The sequence below is a fragment of the Streptomyces sp. NPDC006872 genome (genome assembly GCF_040635845.1).
Classification (GTDB): domain Bacteria; phylum Actinomycetota; class Actinomycetes; order Streptomycetales; family Streptomycetaceae; genus Streptomyces.
The window spans coordinates 219,287-240,550 of record NZ_JBEYIL010000015.1; the positions used below are offsets into that span (position 1 = coordinate 219,287).

The following is a 21,264-nucleotide window of genomic DNA, read 5'->3' on the forward strand; positions in this document are numbered from 1 at the left end:
ATCGGGCCGCCGGTCCACGATCCCCGCCCTCGGCCGGCGGCCCAGGCGCTCAACCGACCGGGCGACGCGACCGGGCAGGACACAGTCCTCACGACCTGTTCACGAGACTGCAACACCCGTTCCCACTATGCGAACAACTGATGGTGTGACCTCGACAAACAGGGATTTGGCTGCCACTCTCCCGCCATGTCTCTCGCCCCTCGTGTTCTGCGCCGCGCCGTGGCCGGCGCCACCGTAGCCCTCCTCGCGACCGCCGTCGGCTGCGCTCCGCAACCGGAGGACAAGGCGGCCACCACGCCTTCCGCTTCGAGCACGGACGCCTGCGCCAAGGGCAAGCTGGCCACCGAGACCTCCGGCAAGCTGACCATAGGGACCGACGAGCCCGCGTACGAGCCGTGGTTCAAGGACGACAAGCCGGCCAACGGCGAGGGCTTCGAGTCCGCGGTGGCGTACGCCGTCGCGAAGCAGCTCGGCTACGACAAGAGCGCGGTGGTCTGGCAGAGCGTGCCGTTCAACAAGGCCTTCGCGCCGGGCGAGAAGACCTTCGACTTCGACATCAACCAGGTGTCGATCAGCGACGAGCGCAAGAAGGCCGTGGACTTCTCGTCGGGCTACTACGACGTGCGGCAGGCCGTCATCGCCCTCAAGGGCACGAAGGCCGCGAGCGCGACGACCATCGCCGACCTCAGGGGCCTCAAGCTGGGCGCCCAGGTCGGCACGACCAGCCTCGACTACATCGACGACGTGGTGAAGCCGTCCCGGCAGGCGGCCGTGTACGCCAAGAACGACCAGGCCAAGTCCGCGCTGAAGAACGGTCAGGTCGACGCCATCGTGGTCGACCTGCCGACCGCCTTCTACATCACCGCCGCCGAGGTGACCGACGCCGAGATCGTCGGCCAGTTCGAGAACCAGGGCGCAGCGCCGGAGCAGTTCGGGCTCGTACTCGACAAGGGCAGCGCGCTCACGGCCTGCGTGACCGCAGCCGTGGACACGCTCCGCAAGGACGGCAGCCTGGCGAAGATCGAGCAGCAGTGGCTCTCCGACGCCGTCGACGCCCCGGTGCTCAAGTGACGGTCACCAAGGACGAGTCCGGCCGGGAGGGCGCGGACGGCAAGGACGACCTGTCCGGGGGCGGTGACGGCGCCGGTGACGGGTACGCCCCGTCGCAGCGGCGGCTGGAGCGTGACCGCTACAGACGCGCGCGTGCCCGCCGCGCCACGGCGATCGCCGCGCTCTCGACCCTGGTCACGGGTGTCGCCCTCTACTTCGTCGTCGTCGGCGCGCCCGGCTGGCCGCGTACCAAGGAGACCTTCTTCAACGGGCAGTACGCGCGCGAGGCGCTGCCCAAGGTCCTCGAAGGGCTGTGGCTGAACGTCCGGCTGCTGCTGGTCTGCGGCGCCGCGGTGCTGGTGCTCGGCATGCTCATCGCCGTGGCCCGCACGCTGCGCGGCCCGGTGTTCTTCCCGCTGCGGGTGCTGGCGGCGGCGTACACAGACTTCTTCCGCGGTCTGCCGCTGATCATCAACCTGATGATCGTGGTGCTGGGCGTCCCGGCGCTGAGGCTGCAGGGCGTGACCGTGGACCCCGTGCTGCTGGGCGGTGCGGCGCTGACGCTGACGTACTCGGCGTACGTCGCCGAGGTGTTCCGCGCCGGCATCGAGTCCGTGCACCCCTCGCAGCGCGCCGCGGCCCGCTCGCTGGGCCTGTCCAACCGGCAGGCGCTGCGGTACGTCGTGCTCCCGCAGGCGGTGCGCCGGCAGGTGCCGCCGCTGCTGAACGACCTGGTGTCGCTGCAGAAGGACACGGGTCTCGTCTCGATCGGCGGCGCGATCGACGCCGTGCGTGCGGCGGACATCATCGTGGGCCGAAGTCTGAACTACACGCCGTACATCGTCGCGGGGCTGCTCTTCGTGGCCCTGACCATCCCGATGACCCGCTTCACGGACTGGGTGACGGCCCGGATGGACCGTCAGCGGGCGCAAGGAGGAACGACATGAGCGACGCTCCGGTGCTGCGGATGGAGTCCGTCCGCAAGACCTTCGGCGACTCCGTCGTCCTGCGGGACGTGGACCTGGAGGTCGCCCCGCACACGGTCACCGCGCTGATCGGGGCCTCCGGCTCCGGCAAGTCCACGCTGCTGCGCTGTGCCAACCTCCTCGAGGACGTCGACGACGGCGCGATCTGGCTGGACGGCGAGGAGATCACCGACCCGCGTGTCGACCAGGACGCGGTACGGCGCCGGATCGGCGTGGTCTTCCAGGCGTACAACCTGTTCCCGCACATGACGGTGCTGGAGAACATCACGCTCGCCCCGCGCCGCGTGCACGGCGTCGCCCGCGCGCGGGCCGAGGAGTACGCCAGGGAGCTCCTGGAGCGGCTCGGGCTGGCCGGCAAGGCGGACGAGTACCCCGACCGGCTCAGCGGCGGCCAGCAGCAGCGGGTCGCGATCGTGCGCGCCCTGGCCGTGCGTCCCCGGCTGCTGCTGCTCGACGAGATCACGGCGGCGCTGGACCCGGAGCTGGTGGGCGAGGTCCTCAACGTCGTCCGCGACCTGAAGGGCGACGGCATGACCATGGTGCTGGCCACCCACGAGATGGGCTTCGCGCGCGAGGTGGCCGATCAGGTCTGCTTCCTGGACGGCGGGGTCGTGCTGGAGCGCGGCACCTCCGAGCAGGTCTTCGGCGACCCGCAGCAGGAGCGCACGCAACAGTTCCTGCGGCGGATCGTCGAAGCCGGCCGCCTCTGAGGCGCTGCGAGGCGCCTCAAGGGGCCGCGGTAGGCCGCAAGTAAGGGGCGTACGCCTGGAGGCCGGTCGTTACGCGTCGGTCTTCCCCGCGCCCGCGAGTGCGGCGACGCGCTCCACGCCGAACACGTATCCCTGCACCCCGCAGCCGGCGATGACGCCGTCGGCGCGCAGCGAGACGTACGAGTGGTGCCGGAAGGCCTCACGCCGGTGGATGTTGGAGATGTGGACCTCCAGCACCGGCAGGCCGTCGCAGGTGTTGAGGGCGTCCAGGATCGCGACCGAGGTGTGCGAGTAGGCCCCCGGGTTGATCACGATGCCGCAGTGGTTGAGCCGTGCCTCGTGGATCCAGTCGACCAGTTCGCCCTCGTGGTTGGACTGGCGGAAGTCCACCGTGCCGCCGTGCGCGGCCGCAGCCTTGACGCACAGCGCCTCGACGTCGGCGAGCGTGTCGGAACCGTAGATCTCCGGCTGACGCTGGCCCAGGAGGTTCAGGTTGGGGCCGTTCAGGATCATGATCGGGGCGTTGGCCAGGGTGCGGGGCACGGTTCCTCCGGTCCGTTCGGGAGCGATCCGTCGGGGACCGCCGCTCAGACCGGTTTATCACGGTGAAACCGCAGGGCAGCAGGCCGTACCCTCCCCGACATGACGACGCCCTCGTATCCCCCCAAGCCCTCGCCCGGCGACCGCATAGCCGTCCTCTCGCCCTCCGCGGGCCTGCCGCAGCTCTTCCCGCGCCCCTTCGAGCTGGGCCTGGAGCGGCTGCGTGAGGACTTCGGCCTGGAGCCGGTCGAATACCCCACGACGCGCAGGATGGGGACGACGCCGCAGGAGCGCGCCGACGACATCCACGCCGCGTTCGCGGACCCGGACGTCAGGGCGGTCGTCGCGTCGATCGGCGGCGAGGACCAGATCACCGTCCTGCCGTTGCTGGACCGGGAGTTGCTGCGGGCGAACCCGAAACCGTTCTTCGGGACGAGCGACAACACCAACCTGCTGGCGTTCCTGTACAACGCCGGCATCGTCGGCTACCACGGCGGGAGCGTGATGTGCGAGTTCGGGCGGCCCGGGGCCCTGCACCCGCGGACCGCCGACTCGCTGCGAGCCGCGCTGTTCGCCTCGGGCCCCTACGAGCTGCGGCCCGCCGAGCGCTGGAACGACGTCGACCGTGACTGGGCCGACCCGGCGACCTTCGAGGCGGAGCCGGAGAGCCGGCCGGGCGAGGGTTGGAGCTGGGTCAACGCCGATCGCGTGGTGGAGGGCCGCAGTTGGGGCGGCAACCTGGAAATCCTGTCCTGGCTGCTGATGGCCGACCGTGAGATCGCGCGCGACCCGTCGGTGTACGACGGCGGCGTGCTGTTCCTGGAGACCTCGGAGGAGCTGCCGAGCGCCACGGAGGTCTTCCGGATCCTGCGCAACATGGGCGAGCGCGGCCTGCTGCGGCGTTTCCCGGCGCTGCTGATGGCCCGCGCCAAGACGTGGTCCTTCGAGCACCCCAACAGCCCGCAGGAGGGCGCCCGTTACGCTGCCGAGCAGCGCGAGGCGGTGCAGCGCGCGCTGAAGGCGTACGCCCCGGACACCCTGGCCGTCTTCGACGTGGACTTCGGGCACACCGATCCCCAGCTCGTCATCCCCTATGGCGGCACGGTCCGCGTCGACGGTCCCGCGCGGCGCATCACCGTCGTCTACTGAGGCTCCCGGAGGCGGGCCGCGCTCCCACGCGCCCCCGTAACCCGTGGTCACCGTGGGTAGTTGACGCGGCATGCACGACGTACACACCGTGAAGACGCCCTCCATGCCGCGACTCGCGGCCGCCTCGCTCGCCGGGACCGCCATCGAGTTCTACGACTTCTTCGTCTACGGGACGGCGGCCGCGCTGGTCCTGGGGCCGTTGTTCTTCCCGACGTTCTCGCCGCTCGCGGGGACGCTGGCCGCGTTCGCGACGTTCGGCGTGGGGTTCGTGGCCCGGCCGCTGGGGTCGGTGCTGTTCGGACATGTCGGGGACCGGCACGGGCGCCGGCCGGTGCTCGTCGTCTCCCTGCTGCTGACCGGCGCCTCGACGGTCGCGGTCGGCTGCGTGCCGGCCTACGACACGATCGGTGTGGCCGCTCCCCTGCTGCTGCTCGTCCTGCGTTTTCTGCAGGGGCTGGGGCTCGGCGGGGAGTGGGGCGGCGCGGTGCTGCTGACCGCCGAGCACGCGCCCGCCGAGCGGCGCGCCCTGTGGTCGAGCTTCCCGCAGGTCGGGCCCGCGGTGGGTTTCGTGCTCGCCAACGGGGTCGTGCTGGTCCTGTTGGCGACGCTGACCGAGGCGCAGTTCACGCAGTGGGGGTGGCGGGTGCCCTTCTGGGCGGCCGGGGCGCTGGCGGTGCTCGGGCTGTGGCTCAGGTCGTCGTTGCCCGAGAGCCCTCGGTTCCTGGAGATCGACGACCACGCGCGCGTGCCGCTCGTCGAGGTCGTGCGCGACCACTGGCGGCTCGTCCTGCTGACCGCCGGCGCACTGTCCGTCGGGTACGCGATCTTCTATGCCGTGACGACCTGGTCCGTGGCGTACGCGACGGAGCGGCTCGGGGTGACCCGTACGGTCATGCTGGCCTGCATCCTGGCCGCCGTGGTGGTGAAGGGGGCGCTGACGCCCCTGATGGCGCTGCTCGGCGACCGCTACGGCCGAAGGCCGCTGTGCCTCGCCGGATGCGCGGCTGCCGCGCTGTGGATGTTCCCGATGGTCGCGCTGCTCGCGACCGGCGAGCCGCTGCCGATGTTCCTCGGCATCCTGGGGGCGCTGGTCGCGTTCGTCACGATGTTCTCGGTGATCGCGGCGTATCTGCCGGAGCTGTACGCGCCGCGCGTGCGCTGCACCGGTGCGGCGGTCGGCTACAACCTCGGCGGCGTCCTCGGGGGCGCGCTCACGCCGATCGTGGCGACGGCCCTCGCGGAGCACTCGGGGCGGGTTCCGTGGGGCGTGGGCGCGTATCTGACGGGGGTCGCGCTGCTCAGCCTGGGCTGCTTCGCACTGCTGCCGGAGACCCGGCCGGTGCCGGGACAGGTGACGGGGCACGCGGCGGGGCCGGGGCCGGTGGCGGCGACCGAGACGGCCGCCGGGGAGTGCGCGTAAACGCGTGGGTAAACGCTTGCGCAAACGTCTACGCACGCGTTTACGCAAGCGACTGCGCAAGCGTTTACGTGCCGCTACGGGTTGATCGCCAGTTCCAGGTACGCGGCGAACAGCACGAGATGGACGCCGCCCTGCAACGGCGTGGCACGGCCCGGGACCACCGTCAGCGAGCTGACCACGATGGTCAGTGCGAGCAGCACCAGATGGGTGGAGCCGAGGCCGAGGACGAGCGGCCCGGAGAGCCAGACGGAGGCCAGGGCGACCGCGGGGATCGTCAGACCGATGCTGGCCATCGCGGAGCCGAGCGCGAGGTTGAGGCTGGTCTGCACCCGGTCGCGGCGGGCGGAGCGCAGCGCGGCGATGGTCTCGGGGAGCAGCACCAGCAGCGCGATGATCACTCCGACGACCGCCTGGTGGAGACCCGCGGCCTCGACTGCGGACTCGATGGTGGGCGAGACGCCCTTGGCGAGGCCGACGACGCCGATCAGTGCCAGGCCGAGCAGCCCGAGGCTGATCAGGGCGGTCCGGGAGCTCGGGACGCCCGCGTGGTCGTCCACGCTGATGACGTCTCCCTGCCGGGTGACGGGCAGGAAGTAGTCGCGGTGCCGGACGGTCTGCGTCGCCACGAACAGGCCGTACAGGATCAGCGAGGACAGTGCGGCGAAGGTGAGCTGGACGGAGGAGAACTCCGGGCCCGGTTTGCTGGTGGTGAAGGTCGGCAGGACCAGGCTGAGCGTGGCCAGGGTCGCGACGGTCGCCAGGGCCGCGCCGGTGCCCTCCGGGTTGAAGATCGCCGTGCCGTGGCGCAGGGAGGCGACCAGCAGGCACAGGCCGACGATGCCGTTGCAGGTGATCATCACGGCCGCGAAGACGGTGTCCCTGGCCAGGGTCGAGCTCTTGTCGCCGCCGTCCGCCATCAGCGTGACGATCAGGGCGACCTCGATGATCGTCACGGCGACCGCGAGGACGAGGGAGCCGAAGGGTTCACCGACCCGGTGGGCGACGACCTCCGCGTGGTGCACGGCGGCCAGTACGGCTCCGGCGAGGACCAGGGTGACCAGTGCGACGACCGCGCCGGACAGGTCGCGTCCCCAGGTCAGAGCCAGCAGGACGACCGCGAGCGCCGGCACGAGGGATGTCCACCGGGTCGTGACCGGCCTGAGCCGAGCGATCATGCAGCGATCGTCGCAGAGCCGTACGGGCTTCGCATTCCGGCCCGTACGGCCCCTGCGGCTGCTACAGCCCCTGCGGCGACCGACGTTGCATGAACTCGGCCGTCACCTGAACTCGGCCGTCACCTGAACTCGGTCGTGTCCTCGACGTCGCAGTCGGTGAAGGACGGGGGCCTGGTGCACAGTGCGGCCATCCGCTCCGCGAACTTGCCCGTCTCCGGGTCTTCGCTGTTGCGCATGGCCTCGTCGTAGGAGTCGAACTCGATCACCACGAGGTAGCGGTCGGGGCGGTTCCTGTCCTTGAGGACGAGGCGGCGGGTCGGGCCGTCGGCCCGATCGGTGAGGCGTTGCTCCCCTTCCTCGGCCAGGGCCCGCATCTCGTCGATGCTGTCGGTCTCGAACTCGACGATCTGTACGAACCGCTGCGATGTGCTCATGGTGCCTCCACCCGTATCCGGCGTCTTCGTACGAAAACGCCCAGCTCCCAACGAAGCACCGGGAGCGGTGCTCGGCAATGCGCCGCGCACCGCTCCCGGGGGTGGTTGTTCCTACGTCGTCCGTGGTCAGGCCTCGATGCTGTCCTTCGGAGCGCCTTCGCCCACCGTCTGCGCCGCCTCGGCCGCCGCCTGCTTCTTCGAGGCTCGCAGGCTGGTGAGCGTGGTGACGATCAGGACGGAGCAGATGACGCCGAGCGAGACCGGGATGCTGATCTCGGGCACGTGCACCCCGGACTCGTGCAGGGCGTGCAGCACCAGCTTGACGCCGATGAAGCCCAGGATGATCGAGAGGCCGTAGCTGAGGTGGACCAGCTTCCTCAGCAGGCCGCCGATGAGGAAGTACAGCTGCCTGAGGCCCATCAGGGCGAAGGCGTTGGCCGTGAAGACGATGTACGGGTCCTGCGTCAGGCCGAAGATCGCCGGGATGGAGTCGAGGGCGAAGAGCACGTCGGTGGAGCCGATCGCGAGCATGACGACCAGCATCGGGGTCATGACCCGCTTGCCGTTCTGCTCGATCCACAGCTTCGTGCCGTGGTAGCGGTCGGCGACGCCGAAGCGCTTCTCCACGGACTTGAGCAGCTTGTTCTCCTCGAACTCCTCTTCCTCCTCGCCGGAGCGGGCCTCCTGGATGAGCTTCCAGGCGGTCCAGATCAGGAAGGCGCCGAAGAGGTAGAACACCCACGCGAAGCTCGCGAGGATCGCGGCGCCCGCGGCGATGAAGATCGCCCGCAGGACCAGGGCTATGAGGACGCCGACGAGCAGAACCCGCTGCTGGTACTGCGACGGGACCGCGAACTTCGCCATGATCAGGACGAACACGAAGAGGTTGTCGACGCTGAGCGACTTCTCGGTGATGAAGCCCGCGAAGAACTCGCCGGCGGGCTCACCGCCGCCGAAGATCAGCAGACCGAGTCCGAAGAGCCCGGCCAGGGCGATCCAGACGACCGTCCAGATCCCGGCTTCCTTGATGGACACGTCGTGCGGTTTGCGGCCGATGAAGAAATCGACCGCGATGAGGGCGGCAAGGCCCGCGATGGTCAGGACCCATAGGGCCAGGGAAACATCCACTGCGCCTCCGGCAGTACGTAACGGCAGGTAATCAGCGTCGTCGCGCTGCCGGAGGTCTCTTCCACCCGATCCATCAAGGACGGGCCGACGCCCCGGGATCGACTCTGATCCGTATTGACGGGTACGCCGCAGCAGGGAGTACTCCCCTCCGTGAGGAAAACAGTACCCCAACCACCAAGAAAAGGTAAAGCGATTGGCAAAAGAAAGACCAAGTCCCCTGGTCAGGGTCCTTTACGTGTTCTTGGGGCGAGCCATCGCCAGCTGGGTGAGGACCTGCTGGAGCACCCGGCTGCCGGGCGGCACGAGAGCCGGTTCATACGTCCAGGCGTGTCCCACCCAGGGGTCCGCGAGGTGATCGTCGGGCACTGGTGTCAGCCGTAGCAGCCCGCGCCACAGCGGGTCCAGCAACGGACCGTAACCGTCGGCGTCCTCCCGGTCGGCGACCATCATCAGGTGCACGCCGACCGACGGGCCTTCGTCCGCCAGGTAACGCAGCTGGGTCACGGCGCGGTCGTCGAAGCCGTGCGGGAAGTCGTTGACGACCAGGAGCTGCTGGGACGTGTCGAAGCCGGGCGGCAGCGAGTCGGCCGCGCCGCCACGCACCGCCATCTGCACGAGGTCGACGCGCTCGGTGAGCCGGCCCAGGACCGTGGCGACGCCTGCCGCGCCGACCGCGGGCGGGCCCGCGAGCACCCCGCTCTGCACCAGCGGTGCGAGTTCCCGGGCGCCCGAACCGGCCGGGTCGATGACGTGCACGGTGAACTCGCCCGCCGGATGCACGGCCAGCAGCCGGGCCGTGTGCGCCACCGCCGACTCCATGGCGAGGCGCCGCAGTTCGTGGGAGTCGGCGAACGATCCGTCGGACGCCGACATGCGCCCGCTGTCGATCCACAGGCCACGCTCCAGCGGGAGCCGGACCAGCATCGGGACGCGCAGCGGCTCGCTCTCGGGCAGGTGAAGATCGCCCAGGCGCAGGGCCATGGGCATCTCCATGGGGACGCGGTAGGCGTGCCAGACAGGGTTGTCCCAGCGCGCGAACGCCGCGGGCAGCGCCGGTTCGACGACCTCGGCCTCGGCGGCGAGCTGGGCGAGATCCCGGTCCAGCGCCTCCCTGGCCTGGTCGACGAGTTGGCCGTGCTTCGCCTGCGCGGCCTCGCGGGCGGCGTCGCCCTGGCCGCCGATCCTGCTGCGCGGGTCGGACAGGGCCTGGTCGAGCTCCTTCTCCATCCGCGTGTCCGCGAAGTCGACCGCGCTGCGGAAAGCGGCGGCGGAGCGCGCCAGGTCCTCGAACATGCCCCAGGCCTGGTTGTAGAGCCGCTCCTCCATGGACCAGCCGGTCGCGTCGCCCGCCACGGGCCGAGCGGGCTGCCCGGGCTGTGCCGGGGGCGCGGTGGGCGGCGGGGTCGGAGCCGCGTTCCGCCGACGGGGGTGGCTGTAGTCGATCGGACCGCCGGTGGAGGGGGTCGGCGTCGGCTGGGTGGCGGCCGGGTCCGCCGGGGCGCCCGGCGCGGAGCTCGGCGGGTAGCCCGGTCCCGAGGGTCCCTGCGGGTTCTGGGCTGCCCCGTACGGGCCGGCGCCGCCCTGGGTGCTCTGGGCGCCTTGAGCGCCCTGTGCCCCGTACGGTGAGCCGCTCTGGTCCGGACCGAGCGCGGACGCGGCCGCCTGCCGGGAGCGGTCGGCGTCGGCCGTACGCGGTGGCGGGGCCGGCACCGAGCGGGCCAGGCCCTGGGCCACGGCATCGTTGATACCGGCCGCAAGCTGGTGCGCCTGCGACAGGCCCTGGTCGGTGAGGAGTTCGGCGAGACCGCCTGCGTAGCCCTGGCCGACGGCGCGCACCTTCCAGGCGCCCTGCCGCCGGTACAGCTCCAGCGCGACGACCGCCGACTCCGCGTCCAGGCCGGTGATGGTGTAGGTGGCGATCTCGGTGCCGTCGAGGCCGGTGACCGCGACGAACGGGGAGGCGAGGGAGCCGAAACTGGCCGGCCCCCCGACCCCCGTGGGCAGCGCGAGCAGGATGTTGACCCGGTGCACGGCCGCCGGCATGGCGTCCAGGTCCACCGCGAGCCGGTGGTCGGCGGCCGCCTGCCGGGAGACCTCCAGCCCGGGCAGTGCGGGCACGCCGGGGTGCACCACCCACTCGACGCCGTGGACCTTGCCGGTCTCGTCGCCGAGCGTGGCCACCGCCGCGACGGGCTTGCCGGCCGAGACCCGGATCTCGAGCCGGACCTGGGAGAGCGGGTGGTTCTGCCCCCGCGCCAGCTCGGCCGTCATCGCCTGTCGTCCCCCTGCGTCGCGTGTGTCGGTGTCGTCGTGTGCCGCTCGTGCGCCTTACAGCGCCGGCAGGATCGCGGGCATCAGGTCCTGGAAGGTGCGGCCGTTGGCCGGGGTGCCGAGGGCCGTCATGTTCCAGCCGCCGCCCACCCGGTGCACCTTCGCCATGATCTGGGCCGTGTAGGCGCCGCCGCCCGCGAGCGTGTAGCGCGCGAGCTCCTGGCCGTTGGTCTCGTCGACCAGACGGCAGAAGGCGTTCTGCACCTCCTGGAACGTCTGGCCGGTGAAGGAGTTCACGGTGAAGATGATCTGGTCGATGTGGACCGGAACGCGCGAGAGGTCGACGAGGATCGCCTCGTCGTCGCCGCCCTGGCCGACACCGCCGACGAGGTTGTCACCGGTGTGACGGACCGAGCCGTCGTCGCTCACCAGGTGGCGGAAGAAGACGACGTCGACCGGCTGCTTGTCCGCGAACAGAACGGCGGAGGCGTCGAGGTCGATCTCCCGGGTCCGGGAGCCGAACAGGCCGCGCCGCGGGGCCGCCTGCCAGCCGAGACCCATGCGCACCGCAGTCAGGCTGCCCCCGTCGTTCTTCTGCAGACTGATGGCCTGACCCTTGGTCATGTTGACGGTCACGCGCTGATTCCCCTCTCGAACTGTCCCCTGTTGCCGCGGCGCCCGCGGTTGACGGAAACCCTACGCAAAAGCACTGACAGTGCCGTACCCAGGCCCGCACTTTGTGTCGGTCTTGCAACACAGCGCGTGCGTGGCCGGGGCACAGCAACCGCACGAGCCCGTCAGGCCAGACCCGCCTCTCTCATCTGGCGCAGTTCCTTCTTCATTTCGGAGACCTCGTCGCGGATCCGGGCGGCGACCTCGAACTGGAGGTCCGCGGCGGCGGCCCGCATGCGCTCGGTCATCTCCTCGATCTGCTCGGCGAGTTCGGCCGCGGGGCGGTCGGTCGGCACCGTCGCCTTGCCCTTGGCCGCCTTGGACTTGGCGCCCTTGGCCGCCTTGTCGCCGAGGGAGGGCACCGGGGCCTTGGTGCCCCGTCCGTCCTTCTTCGCGCGGTAGCCGGAGCCGAGCAGCTGCTCCGTGTCGACCTCCTCGCGGGAGATCTGCGCGACGATGTCGTTGATCTTCTTGCGGAGCGGCTGCGGGTCGATGCCGTTCGCCGTGTTGTAGGCGACCTGCCTCTCCCGGCGGCGGTTGGTCTCCTCGATGGCCCGCTCCATGCCCGGGGTGATCTTGTCGGCGTACATGTGGACCTGGCCGGAGACGTTGCGCGCCGCGCGGCCGATGGTCTGGATCAGCGAGGTGCCGGAGCGCAGGAAGCCCTCCTTGTCGGCGTCGAGGATCGCCACCAGGGACACCTCGGGCAGGTCGAGGCCCTCCCGCAGCAGGTTGATGCCGACCAGCACGTCGAACTCGCCGGCACGCAGCTCGCGCAGCAGCTCGATACGGCGCAGCGTGTCGACGTCACTGTGCAGGTAGCGCACCTGGATGCCGAGTTCGAGGAAGTAGTCCGTGAGGTCCTCGGCCATCTTCTTGGTGAGCGTGGTGACCAGGACCCGCTCGTCCTTCTCGACGCGCTCCCGGATCTCGTGCACCAGGTCGTCGATCTGGCCCTCGGTGGGCTTGACGACGACCTCCGGGTCGATGAGGCCGGTGGGGCGGATGATCTGCTCGACGACGCCGTCCCCACGGGAGAGCTCGTACTTGCCGGGGGTCGCCGACAGATAGACGGTCTGCCCGATGCGCTCCTGGAACTCCTCCCACTTCAGAGGGCGGTTGTCGAGGGCGGAGGGGAGCCGGAAGCCGTGGTCGACGAGGGTGCGCTTGCGGGAGGCGTCTCCCTCGTACATGGCGCCGATCTGCGGGACGGTGACATGGGACTCGTCGATGACGAGCAGGAAGTCGTCCGGGAAGTAGTCCAGCAGGGTGTTCGGCGGGGAGCCGGGCAGGCGGCCGTCGAAGTGCATCGAGTAGTTCTCCACGCCGGAGCAGGAGCCGATCTGGCGGAGCATCTCGAGGTCGTAGGTGGTGCGCATCCGCAGGCGCTGGGCCTCCAGGAGCTTGCCCTGCTTCTCCAGTTCGGCGAGGCGCTCGCCCAGCTCCTTCTCGATGTCGTTGGCGGCCCGTTCGAGGCGCTCGGGTCCCGCGACGTAGTGGGTGGCCGGGAAGACGTACAAGTGCTCGTCGTCGCTGATGATCTCGCCGGTGAGCGGGTGCAGGGTGGACAGGGCCTCGATCTCGTCGCCGAACATCTCGATGCGGACGGCGAGTTCCTCGTAGACCGGGAAGATCTCGATGGTGTCGCCGCGCACCCGGAAGGTGCCGCGCGTGAACGCGAGGTCGTTGCGCGTGTACTGGATGTCGACGAAGCGGCGCAGGAGCTGGTCCCGGTCGAGTTCGTCACCGACCTTGAGGGGGACCATCCGGTCCACGTACTCCTGCGGGGTGCCGAGGCCGTAGATGCAGGAGACGGAGGCGACCACCACGACGTCCCGCCGGGTGAGCAGCGAGTTGGTCGCGGAGTGGCGCAGGCGCTCGACCTCCTCGTTGATCGAGGAGTCCTTCTCGATGTAGGTGTCCGACTGCGGGACGTACGCCTCGGGCTGGTAGTAGTCGTAGTACGAGACGAAGTATTCGACCGCGTTGTTCGGCAGCAGTTCGCGGAACTCGTTCGCCAGCTGGGCGGCCAGGGTCTTGTTCGGGGCCATCACCAGGGTGGGGCGCTGGAGCTTCTCGATCATCCACGCGGTGGTCGCGGACTTTCCGGTGCCGGTCGCGCCGAGCAGGACGACGTCCTTCTCACCTGCCTCGACGCGCTTGGCCAGCTCGGCGATGGCCGCCGGCTGGTCACCGCTGGGCTGGTAGGAACTGACGACCTCGAAGGGCGCCACCGTGCGTTCGATCTGGGAAACGGGCCGCATGACATCCACCGTACGGCCCCCCACTGACAACGGGCCCCGATCAGGCGTTCCAGGGCCCCGACCCGAAGCTTCGCGGGGCCCGACCCGAGGTTTGCCGGGTCCCGGCCGAGCGGTTCCGGGAGCCCGGCGGCTCGGCGGGACCCGATCCGGCGGTTCCGCGGGGCCCGGCCCGGCGGCTCGGCGGGACCCGATCCGGCGGTTCTGCGGGGCCCGGCCCGGCGGCTCGGCAGGACTCAGCCCGGCGGTTCTGCGGGGCCCGGCCGGCGGTTCCGCGGAGCCCGGCTCGGCGGCTTGGCCGGGCCCGGCTCGGCGGGTTCACAGAGCCGGGCCCGGCGGCTCGGCAGGACCCCGCCCGGTGGCTTCGCAGAGCCCGGCCCGGCGGCTCGGCAGGACCCCGCCCGGCGGTTCCGCATGACCCGGCCTGGCGGCTTGGCAGGACCCGGCCCGGCGGGTTCACAGGACCCCGCCCGGCGGCTTAGCAGGTGCCGATCAGGGGGTCTGGGGGCCGGCCCACTGCGTCGGAGGGGCCGGCCCGGCCGCTTCACGGCGTCCGGACCAGCGGGTTCTCCGTGTCCGACCCCACAGCCCCGCGGGTGCCGAACGGGGGTCCACGGCGTCCGGCCCGGCGCTTCCGGGTGCCCTGCCCGGCGGTCCCCCGGCGCCCTGCCCGGCGATCTCCCGGCTTCCCGACCAGCAATCTCCCGGCACCCCGACCAGCAGTCCCCCAGCGTCCCGACCAGCAATCTCCCGGCACCCCGACCAGCGATTTCCCGGCGTCCCGACCGGCCGATCTCCCAGCGGTGGCGTCGCTACCTGTCAAGCGGTCCGGGGGCCGACCCCCGGGCTTCTCACGTGCCGGCCGGCGGTACTGCGGGGGTCAGCGGTTCTGGGGGGTTCGGGAGTCGCGGTGTGTCACCTTGCGGCGGCTGTGGAGCTGGGAGCGGCGCGAGGGGTGCGCGGCCGGCGGGTGCGCCGGGACGCCGGGCTTGTGCTCGGCGGGGGTCCAGTCGGGCTTGCCCATGACCATCAGCGGGTCGAACATCACGACGAAGCCCGCGAGGCAGAGGAAGGCGAGGGGGCCGATCAGCATCGGCGCGAGGAGCGCGGCGGGCGAGTCGCCCGCGGTCGGGGCCTCGGTCGTGTGCAGATGGACCCTGAGGGCGGCCATGCCGGTGTAGTGCATGCCGGTGACGGCCAGCCCCATGACCAGGCTGGCGCCCACACTCCACAGGAAGCCCCTGACCTGCCCCGCGGCCCACAGGGCGGCGGTGGCGGCGGCCATGGCTATGGCGACGGAGGCGGCGACGGTGAGCGTGTTGTATTCGAACTTGCCGTCGAATCGCATTCCGGCCATGCCGAGATAGTGCATCGACGCGATGCCCAGGCCGGTGATGGTGCCTCCGGTGAAGAGCGCGGATCCGGTCGCGCCCTTGTAGCCGACGATGAAGATCCCGATGCCCACCATCAGGATGGCGACGCCCAGGCTTGCGAAGGTCAGGGGTTTGTCGTAGTGGATCGGGGCGCCTTCGACCGTGAAGCCGATCATCGCCACGAAGTGCATGGTCCAGATGCCGGAGCCGATGGCCGCCGAGCCGAGGGCGAGCCACCCGGGGCGCCAGGTCTGGGCGACGAGCAGGGCTCTGGTGGTGCAGCGCAGGCCAAGAGCACCGCCGAGGCAGGCCATGAGGTAGGCCACCAGCGGTGTGACGAGTCCGTAGCTGAAACCGTCGACCGTGCCTTGCATGCGCGGTTGCCCTTCGCCCTGTTGCTCGATTTCCCTGAAACGCGCCTCCCAGGACCGCTGAGCGCGGTCAAGGCTGAGAGAGAGTATGACTCCCACCGGAATGGTCGAACGATTTTCCGGCAAAGAAACACGCCCTTACCCCACATGTGCGGCACCGGTGAGCGACGTCGGGCGTCCCCCTCCATTCTGTGGCCATCCCGCACTTCGCCGTCGTCGACCCTCTGCTGTCACAGTTGAGCTGTAGGTGATCGCCCCGACGCGAGGAGTACGCATGCACGCACGCGTAGCCGCCGCCATGGCCACCGCCGTCCTCGGCACCGTCGCCCTTCTGCTCCCCGTCCCCGACGCGCGGGCCGGCATAGCCCTGCGGCCCTTGGTGATAGCCCACCGGGGCGCTTCCGCCCTGGCTCCCGAGAACACACTGGAGGCCGTCGACGAGGCCGCCGCGCTGGGCATCCGGTGGGTGGAGAACGACGTCCAGCGCACCAAGGACAGCGAGCTCGTGGTGATCCACGACGACAGTCTCCGCCGTACGACCGACGCCGAGGCGGTGTTTCCCGGCCGCGCTCCCTGGAAGGTGAGGGACTTCACTGCGGCCGAGATCGCACGGCTCGACGCGGGAAGCTGGTTCGGTGCCGCGTACGCGGGCGCGCGCGTGCCGATGCTGGAGGAGTACGTCGACCGGGTCGAGCGCAACCACCAGAAGCTGCTCCTGGAGATCAAGAACCCCGAGCTGTATCCGGGGATCGAGCAGCAGACCCTGAAGCTTCTGAGCAACGAGGGCTGGCTCGACGTGCGGCACCTCGCCGACCGGCTGATCGTGCAGAGCTTCAGCGTGGATTGTCTGCGGATCGTGCACGCGTCGAAGCCGGGGGTGCGGACCGGTCTGCTCGGTGTGCCGGCCGTCGCGGACCTGCACCGGTACACGGACTTCGCCGACATGATCAATCCGTCGTACGCCTCCTTGTCCGAGGAGTACGTATCGGCCGTGCACGCGCTGACCGGACCGCACGGCACACCGATGGAGGTCTTCGCCTGGACCGTCGACGACGCCGCGACCGCACGTACCGTCGCCGGGTACGGCGTCGACGGCATCATCACCGACAAGCCCGAGGTGGTGCGGCGAGCCCTGTACCGGTACTGACGTCCGAGGGCGTGGCGGCGGCCCCGGGGCGTTGTCAGTGGCAGGTCGTACGGTGGGCGCATGGACAGCCATGGGCAGTACGAGCAGCAGGTCGTGTGGACCGTCGTCGGCACCGACATCGGTCCGCTGCTGCTGGCGGCGACCCACGAGGGTCTGCTCAACGTCGTGTTCCACGCCACCGACAGCGTGCGCGACCAGACGCTCGGCCGGCTCGCGAGCCGACTGGGCACGGAGCCCGTCGAAGCGCCCGACTCCCCTCTGCTGGCCGAGGCGATACAGCAGGTCAAGGCCTACTTCGCGGGTGAGCGACGCGACTTCGAGCTGCCGCTGGACTGGTCCTTGATCTCGGGTTTCAACCGGCAGGTGCTGCGCGAGCTCGCGTCCGGAGTCCCGTACGGGGCGGTCGTCGGCTACGGCGATCTGGCCAGGCGGGTGGGGCAGCCGGGGGCGGCGCAGGCGGTGGGCGTGGCCATGGGCTCCAACCCCCTGCCGGTCGTCGTGCCCTGCCACCGGGTGGTCGAGAGCGACGGCGGCCTCGGCGGGTTCGGCGGCGGTCTGGAGACCAAGCGCAAGCTGCTGGCTCTCGAAGGGGTTCTGCCCGAACCGTTGTTCTGAATTCCGGACGACGGTCCTGACCGGCCTCCGCAGGGGGTCTGGGCGGTGTGGACCGCAGGGGGGAGACTGCGCCGGTGACCACATTCTCCGCGCGCCGGTTCGGCCGCGCAGCGGTCAGGCACGAGCCGTGACCGGCGTCGGGCGCGCCGCCGTGGGGCCCGTCGACGCCGATCGTCTGCCCGCCCTGCGGCGGCGTACGACCGCGGTGCTGGTCGCGAGCCAGATCCTCGGCGGGCTCGGCGTCGCCACCGGCATCGCGCTGGCCACCGTGCTGGCCCGGCAGATCAGCGGCACCGACGCGCTGTCCGGGCTCGCGCCCACCGCGACCGTCACCGGCACGGCCGTGTTGTCGATGCCGATGGCCGCGCTGATGACCGCGCGCGGGCGGCGGCCGGGGCTGGTGCTCGCCTACCTGGTGGGCGCCCTGGGCGCCGGTGTGGTCGTGGTGGCGGCGCGGGTCGGCAGCTTTCCGCTGCTGCTGTGCGGCCTGGCCGCCTTCGGCGCGGCCTCCTCGGCGAACCTGCAGGCCCGGTTCGCCGCCGCAGACCTGGCCGAGCCGCACCACCGGGCCCGGGCCATCTCCAACGTGGTGTGGGCGACGACCCTGGGCGCGGTCCTGGGCCCGAACATCGCCGCGCCCGCCGGCCGGAGCGTCACCGGGCTCGGGATACCCGCCACGGCGGGCCCCTTCCTGTGGGCGGCCGGGATCTTCGTCATCGCGGCGGTCGTGGTGGGCGTGCTGCTGCGCCCCGACCCGCTGCTGACGGCCCGCGCGCTCGCGCCGGAGGAGGAGCGGTCCCCGGAAGCCCGTTCCCTGCGCGCCGGGCTGACGGCCGTCGCCGCCTCGCCGCGCGCGCGGCTGGCGCTCGTGACGGTGACCGTGTCGCACACGGCGATGGTCTCGGTCATGTCGATGACCCCGGTCGACCTCGCCCACCATGGCGCGGGCATCGATCTGATCGGGCTGGTCATCAGTGGGCACATCGCGGGCATGTACGCGTTCGCGCCGCTGATGGGCCGGCTGGCGGACCGGGTGGGGCGGCTCTCGGTGGCGGGGCTCGCGGCGGGGCTGCTGGCCGTTGCGCTGTTCCTGGCGGGGACCGCCGGCGACAGCCACGGGCAGATCGCGGCCGGGCTGTTCGTGCTCGGCCTGGGCTGGTCGGCAGGGCTGGTGTCCGGTTCCGCGCTGCTCACGGACGCGGTGCCGCAGTCCGCGCGGGCTGCCGCCCAGGGGCTGTCGGACCTCGCCATGAACACCTCGGCGGGCGTCGGCGGAGCGATCGCCGGGCTCGTGGTCGCGCAGGCGAGCTACGCGTGGCTCAACCTCGCCACGGCGGGTCTGCTCGTCCCGCTCGCCGCCCTGGTGCTGCTCACCCGCGGCAGGAGCCGCCGCAATGGAAAGGGGAGCGGGGAGGGGAACGGGACTGCTGCTGCCGACAGCCCGACCGGCGTGCGTCAGTCGTAGTGGCGTGCCTCGATGACGTTGCCGTCCGGGTCGCGGAAGTAGAAGCTGCGCTCGGCCTCGCCGCGGGCGCCGAAGGAGCCGTGCGAGACGTCCGAGACGGGGACCGCGCGCTCCTCCAGGCGGGTGCGGAGGGCGTCGAAGTCGCCTTGTGGGAGGGCGAGGCAGACGTGGTTCACGGGGTGTCCGGAGCTGTCTGCGGCGCCGGGGAGCATCTTCATGCGCTCCGCCATCGACAACGGCATGAGGTCGAGCAGGGCCTCCTCGTTGACGCGTACGGAGGGAAAGGGTTCTTCGCCGGCGGCGAACTCCGGGAGTCGCACCGGCTCCAGGCCGACGGCCTTCTCGTAGAAGTCGACGGCGGCGATCGGGTCGCGCACCCAGAGGACGACGTGGTCGAGTCGTGTCGTGCCGGGTGTCGTGTTGTCGGTCATGTTGTCGGTCATGCCACCCAGGCTGGTGTCGTCCCCCACAGGTCGCAAGGGTTTGACCGGGCGCGTCGGCTGCCAGAGATGAGGGGAGACCGACGGACAGGAGGCGGGCGCGTGGTGCTGGTGGTGTCGGAAGAGGTGCGGGACGCGGTTGACGCGCGTCGACCCGTGGTGGCCCTGGAGTCCACGATCATCTCGCACGGGCTGCCCCGCCCGCGCAACCTGCAGGTGGCACTGGAGCTGGAGGCGGTCGTACGCGCGCAGGGCGCCGTGCCGGCGACGATCGCCGTGCTGGACGGACGGCCCCATGTGGGCCTGGACAAGCAGCAGCTGGAGCGGGTCGCCAACGAGGACGGGTTCCGCAAGCTGGGCCATCGCGACCTGCCGCTCGCGGTGGCCTCGGGGGCGAGCGGGGCGACCACGGTGTCGGCGACGGCGCTGCTCGCGGCACTGGCGGGCGTGCGGGTCTTCGCGACGGGCGGACTCGGCGGAGTGCACCGGGAGTGGACGCTCACCCAGGACGAGTCGGCCGACCTGGGGCTGCTGGCGAGCACCCGGATCACGGTGGTGTGCGCGGGGGTCAAGTCGATCCTGGACGTGCCGGCGACCCTGCAGCGGCTGGAGACGCTGGGAGTCGCGGTCGCCGGCTACGGCACCGACCGTTTCCCCGGGTTCTATCTGTCCGACTCGGGGCATCCCGTGGACTGGACGCTGCACACCCCGCAGCAGGTGGCCGATGTGATGCGGGCCCAGGACGCGCTCGGGGCGCCCGAGTCGGCGCTGATCGTCGCCAACCCGGTTCCCGAGGAGGAGCAGCTGGATCCCGAGTTGCACACGCGTGTGCTCGCCGACGCGCTGCACGCGTGCGAGGAGGCCGGGGTCAGCGGCCAGGGCGTCACGCCGTTCCTGCTCGACTATCTGGTCCGGCACACCGACGGCGCGTCCCTGAGCGCCAATCTGGCTGCGGTGCGCGGCAACGTACGGCTGGCGGCAGGGATCGCGACGGCGTGGGCCCGGACATGACCGGGCGGCCCGACGGCACCGAGCGATCCGACGACCGGGGCTCGCAGGACGGCTGGGGCGCGCAGGGCCGAGAGGGCGCGCAGGGCGGCGGGGCGCTGCTGGTCGTCGGGGACGTCGTGACGGACGTCATCGCCCGGTATCGGGGCCCGCTGGCCTCGGGGACGGACACGGCCTCGGTGATCCGAACTCTGCCGGGCGGCGCGGGCGCCAACGTGGCCTGCTGGGCGGCCCACTGGGGGTGTGCGGACGTACGGCTGCTCGGCCGGGTGGGCGCGGACTCCGCGGCCTGGCACGAACGGGAACTGATCGCCTGCGGGGTGCGGCCCCGTCTCGTCGTCGACCCGCAGGCGGCGACCGGGACGGTGATCTGCCTGGTCGACACGGATGCCGCGGCCGAGCGGACGTTCCTCACGGACAGCGGCGCGGCCCTGCGGCTCGAACCCGACGACTGGTCGGACGCCCTCCTGGACGGGGTCGGCCGCCTGCATCTGTCGGGCTACCTGCTGTTCTCGGAGTCCGGGCGGGCGCTCGTGCGCACGGCGTCGGCGTCGGCACGCGCGCATGGGGTGCCGGTGAGCCTGGATCCGGCGTCGGCGGGCTTTCTGGTGGAACTGGGCGTCGAGCGTTTCCTGACCCTGGTGGAGGGGGTGGACGTGCTGCTGCCCAGCCGCGACGAGGCCTGTCTGCTCACGGGGCTGCTCGACGGGGCGGCTGCGGCGGCCGACTTGAGCCGGCATGTTCCGCTGGTGGTGTCCAAGCAGGGGGCGGAGGGCGCGCTGGTGGCCCGGAACGGCACCGTGCTCGCCCATGTACCAGCCGCTCCGGCGGCTCCCCGGGACACGACGGGCGCCGGCGACGCTTTCACGGGAGCGTTCCTCGCCGCGCTGCTCGCGGGCGCCGATGTCCGGGACGCGGCGGCGCAGGGGTGCCGGGCGGGGGCTCGGGCGGTGGAGCGTGTGGGCGGCAGACCGGCCACGTCGGGCGACGGCGACACGGCGTCGACGGCTCGCCCTGCCCACGTCGGCTGAGGGCGCCGAGCCGGCCCC

The 21,264-nt window shown here is 71.3% G+C and carries 19 protein-coding genes; 10 read left to right on the forward strand and 9 right to left on the reverse strand.

The genetic code is table 11. The annotated features are described in order from the left end of the window. Positions 1-186: 186 nt before the first annotated feature. From ABZ725_RS36915 to ABZ725_RS36925, 3 genes are read left to right on the forward strand one after another with little or no spacing between them, the layout of a single operon-like run. Positions 187-1,071, forward strand: coding sequence for an ABC transporter substrate-binding protein (locus ABZ725_RS36915; protein WP_358806765.1), 885 nt, complete (start codon positions 187-189; stop codon positions 1,069-1,071). Beyond that, positions 1,068-1,997 (forward strand): amino acid ABC transporter permease, encoded by a 930-nt coding sequence (locus tag ABZ725_RS36920; RefSeq protein WP_358806766.1) that lies wholly within the window; start codon positions 1,068-1,070, stop codon positions 1,995-1,997. The genes ABZ725_RS36915 and ABZ725_RS36920 overlap by 4 nt, the downstream gene beginning before the upstream one ends. Further along, the gene (locus ABZ725_RS36925) at positions 1,994-2,746 is read left to right on the forward strand and encodes an amino acid ABC transporter ATP-binding protein (RefSeq protein ID WP_358806767.1); all 753 of its coding nucleotides are present in this window, start codon (positions 1,994-1,996) and stop codon (positions 2,744-2,746) included. Before ABZ725_RS36920 ends, ABZ725_RS36925 begins: the two co-directional genes overlap by 4 nt. A 69-nt stretch (positions 2,747-2,815) precedes the next feature. Here the strand turns inward: ABZ725_RS36925 and aroQ are convergent, their stop codons facing one another. Next, positions 2,816-3,289, reverse strand: a complete 474-nt coding sequence (aroQ, locus tag ABZ725_RS36930) for a type II 3-dehydroquinate dehydratase (RefSeq protein ID WP_358806768.1) — start codon at positions 3,287-3,289, stop codon at positions 2,816-2,818. Positions 3,290-3,388: 99 nt separating this feature from the next. Here aroQ and ABZ725_RS36935 point away from each other — a divergent pair, with 99 nt between their 5' ends. Together ABZ725_RS36935 and ABZ725_RS36940 are read left to right on the forward strand one after the other, a co-directional pair. Beyond that, complete coding sequence (locus ABZ725_RS36935) at positions 3,389-4,435, forward strand: S66 peptidase family protein (protein WP_358806769.1); 1,047 nt, start codon at positions 3,389-3,391, stop codon at positions 4,433-4,435. A gap of 103 nt (positions 4,436-4,538) precedes the next feature. Then, positions 4,539-5,855, forward strand: a complete 1,317-nt coding sequence (locus tag ABZ725_RS36940; RefSeq protein WP_358806814.1) for an MFS transporter — start codon at positions 4,539-4,541, stop codon at positions 5,853-5,855. A gap of 74 nt (positions 5,856-5,929) precedes the next feature. Here ABZ725_RS36940 and ABZ725_RS36945 read toward each other — a convergent pair whose 3' ends face one another. The 7 genes from ABZ725_RS36945 to ABZ725_RS36975 all read right to left on the reverse strand — a co-directional run bounded on the left by ABZ725_RS36945 (position 5,930) and on the right by ABZ725_RS36975 (position 15,543). Next, positions 5,930-7,030, reverse strand: coding sequence for an ionic transporter y4hA (locus ABZ725_RS36945; protein WP_358806770.1), 1,101 nt, complete (start codon positions 7,028-7,030; stop codon positions 5,930-5,932). 119 nt (positions 7,031-7,149) lie between these two features. Beyond that, the gene (locus ABZ725_RS36950) at positions 7,150-7,464 is read right to left on the reverse strand and encodes a hypothetical protein (RefSeq protein WP_358806771.1); all 315 of its coding nucleotides are present in this window, start codon (positions 7,462-7,464) and stop codon (positions 7,150-7,152) included. Between the two features lie 126 nt (positions 7,465-7,590). Continuing rightward, complete coding sequence (locus tag ABZ725_RS36955; protein ID WP_358806772.1) at positions 7,591-8,592, reverse strand: TerC/Alx family metal homeostasis membrane protein; 1,002 nt, start codon at positions 8,590-8,592, stop codon at positions 7,591-7,593. Positions 8,593-8,823: 231 nt separating this feature from the next. Continuing rightward, the gene (locus tag ABZ725_RS36960; RefSeq protein WP_358806773.1) at positions 8,824-10,863 is read right to left on the reverse strand and encodes a TerD family protein; all 2,040 of its coding nucleotides are present in this window, start codon (positions 10,861-10,863) and stop codon (positions 8,824-8,826) included. Between the two features lie 57 nt (positions 10,864-10,920). Continuing rightward, the gene (locus ABZ725_RS36965) at positions 10,921-11,499 is read right to left on the reverse strand and encodes a TerD family protein (protein WP_358806774.1); all 579 of its coding nucleotides are present in this window, start codon (positions 11,497-11,499) and stop codon (positions 10,921-10,923) included. A gap of 161 nt (positions 11,500-11,660) precedes the next feature. Next, on the reverse strand, positions 11,661-13,799 hold the full coding sequence (gene uvrB / locus ABZ725_RS36970; protein ID WP_358806775.1) for an excinuclease ABC subunit UvrB: 2,139 nt from the start codon (positions 13,797-13,799) through the stop codon (positions 11,661-11,663). 877 nt (positions 13,800-14,676) lie between these two features. Continuing rightward, the gene (locus ABZ725_RS36975; RefSeq protein WP_358806776.1) at positions 14,677-15,543 is read right to left on the reverse strand and encodes an MHYT domain-containing protein; all 867 of its coding nucleotides are present in this window, start codon (positions 15,541-15,543) and stop codon (positions 14,677-14,679) included. A 271-nt stretch (positions 15,544-15,814) separates the two neighbouring features. On the opposite strand from ABZ725_RS36975, the gene ABZ725_RS36980 reads away from it, so the two are divergent. The 3 genes from ABZ725_RS36980 (at position 15,815) to ABZ725_RS36990 (ending at position 18,767) form a co-directional block, all read left to right on the forward strand. Further along, the gene (locus ABZ725_RS36980; RefSeq protein WP_358806777.1) at positions 15,815-16,687 is read left to right on the forward strand and encodes a glycerophosphodiester phosphodiesterase family protein; all 873 of its coding nucleotides are present in this window, start codon (positions 15,815-15,817) and stop codon (positions 16,685-16,687) included. A 60-nt stretch (positions 16,688-16,747) separates the two neighbouring features. Then, positions 16,748-17,302 carry a methylated-DNA--[protein]-cysteine S-methyltransferase gene (locus ABZ725_RS36985; RefSeq protein WP_358806778.1) on the forward strand — a complete coding sequence of 185 codons (555 nt, stop codon included), beginning with the start codon at positions 16,748-16,750 and terminating at the stop codon, positions 17,300-17,302. A 127-nt stretch (positions 17,303-17,429) separates the two neighbouring features. Next, positions 17,430-18,767 carry an MFS transporter gene (locus ABZ725_RS36990; protein WP_358806779.1) on the forward strand — a complete coding sequence of 446 codons (1,338 nt, stop codon included), beginning with the start codon at positions 17,430-17,432 and terminating at the stop codon, positions 18,765-18,767. On the opposite strand, the gene ABZ725_RS36995 is transcribed toward ABZ725_RS36990, so the two are convergent. After that, the gene (locus ABZ725_RS36995; RefSeq protein ID WP_351915785.1) at positions 18,758-19,198 is read right to left on the reverse strand and encodes a VOC family protein; all 441 of its coding nucleotides are present in this window, start codon (positions 19,196-19,198) and stop codon (positions 18,758-18,760) included. The genes ABZ725_RS36990 and ABZ725_RS36995 overlap by 10 nt on opposite strands. Before the next feature lie 111 nt (positions 19,199-19,309). On the opposite strand from ABZ725_RS36995, the gene ABZ725_RS37000 reads away from it, so the two are divergent. Continuing rightward, complete coding sequence (locus ABZ725_RS37000; protein WP_358806780.1) at positions 19,310-20,218, forward strand: pseudouridine-5'-phosphate glycosidase; 909 nt, start codon at positions 19,310-19,312, stop codon at positions 20,216-20,218. Then, the gene (locus tag ABZ725_RS37005) at positions 20,203-21,246 is read left to right on the forward strand and encodes a PfkB family carbohydrate kinase (protein ID WP_358806781.1); all 1,044 of its coding nucleotides are present in this window, start codon (positions 20,203-20,205) and stop codon (positions 21,244-21,246) included. Before ABZ725_RS37000 ends, ABZ725_RS37005 begins: the two co-directional genes overlap by 16 nt. Positions 21,247-21,264: the final 18 nt, after the last annotated feature.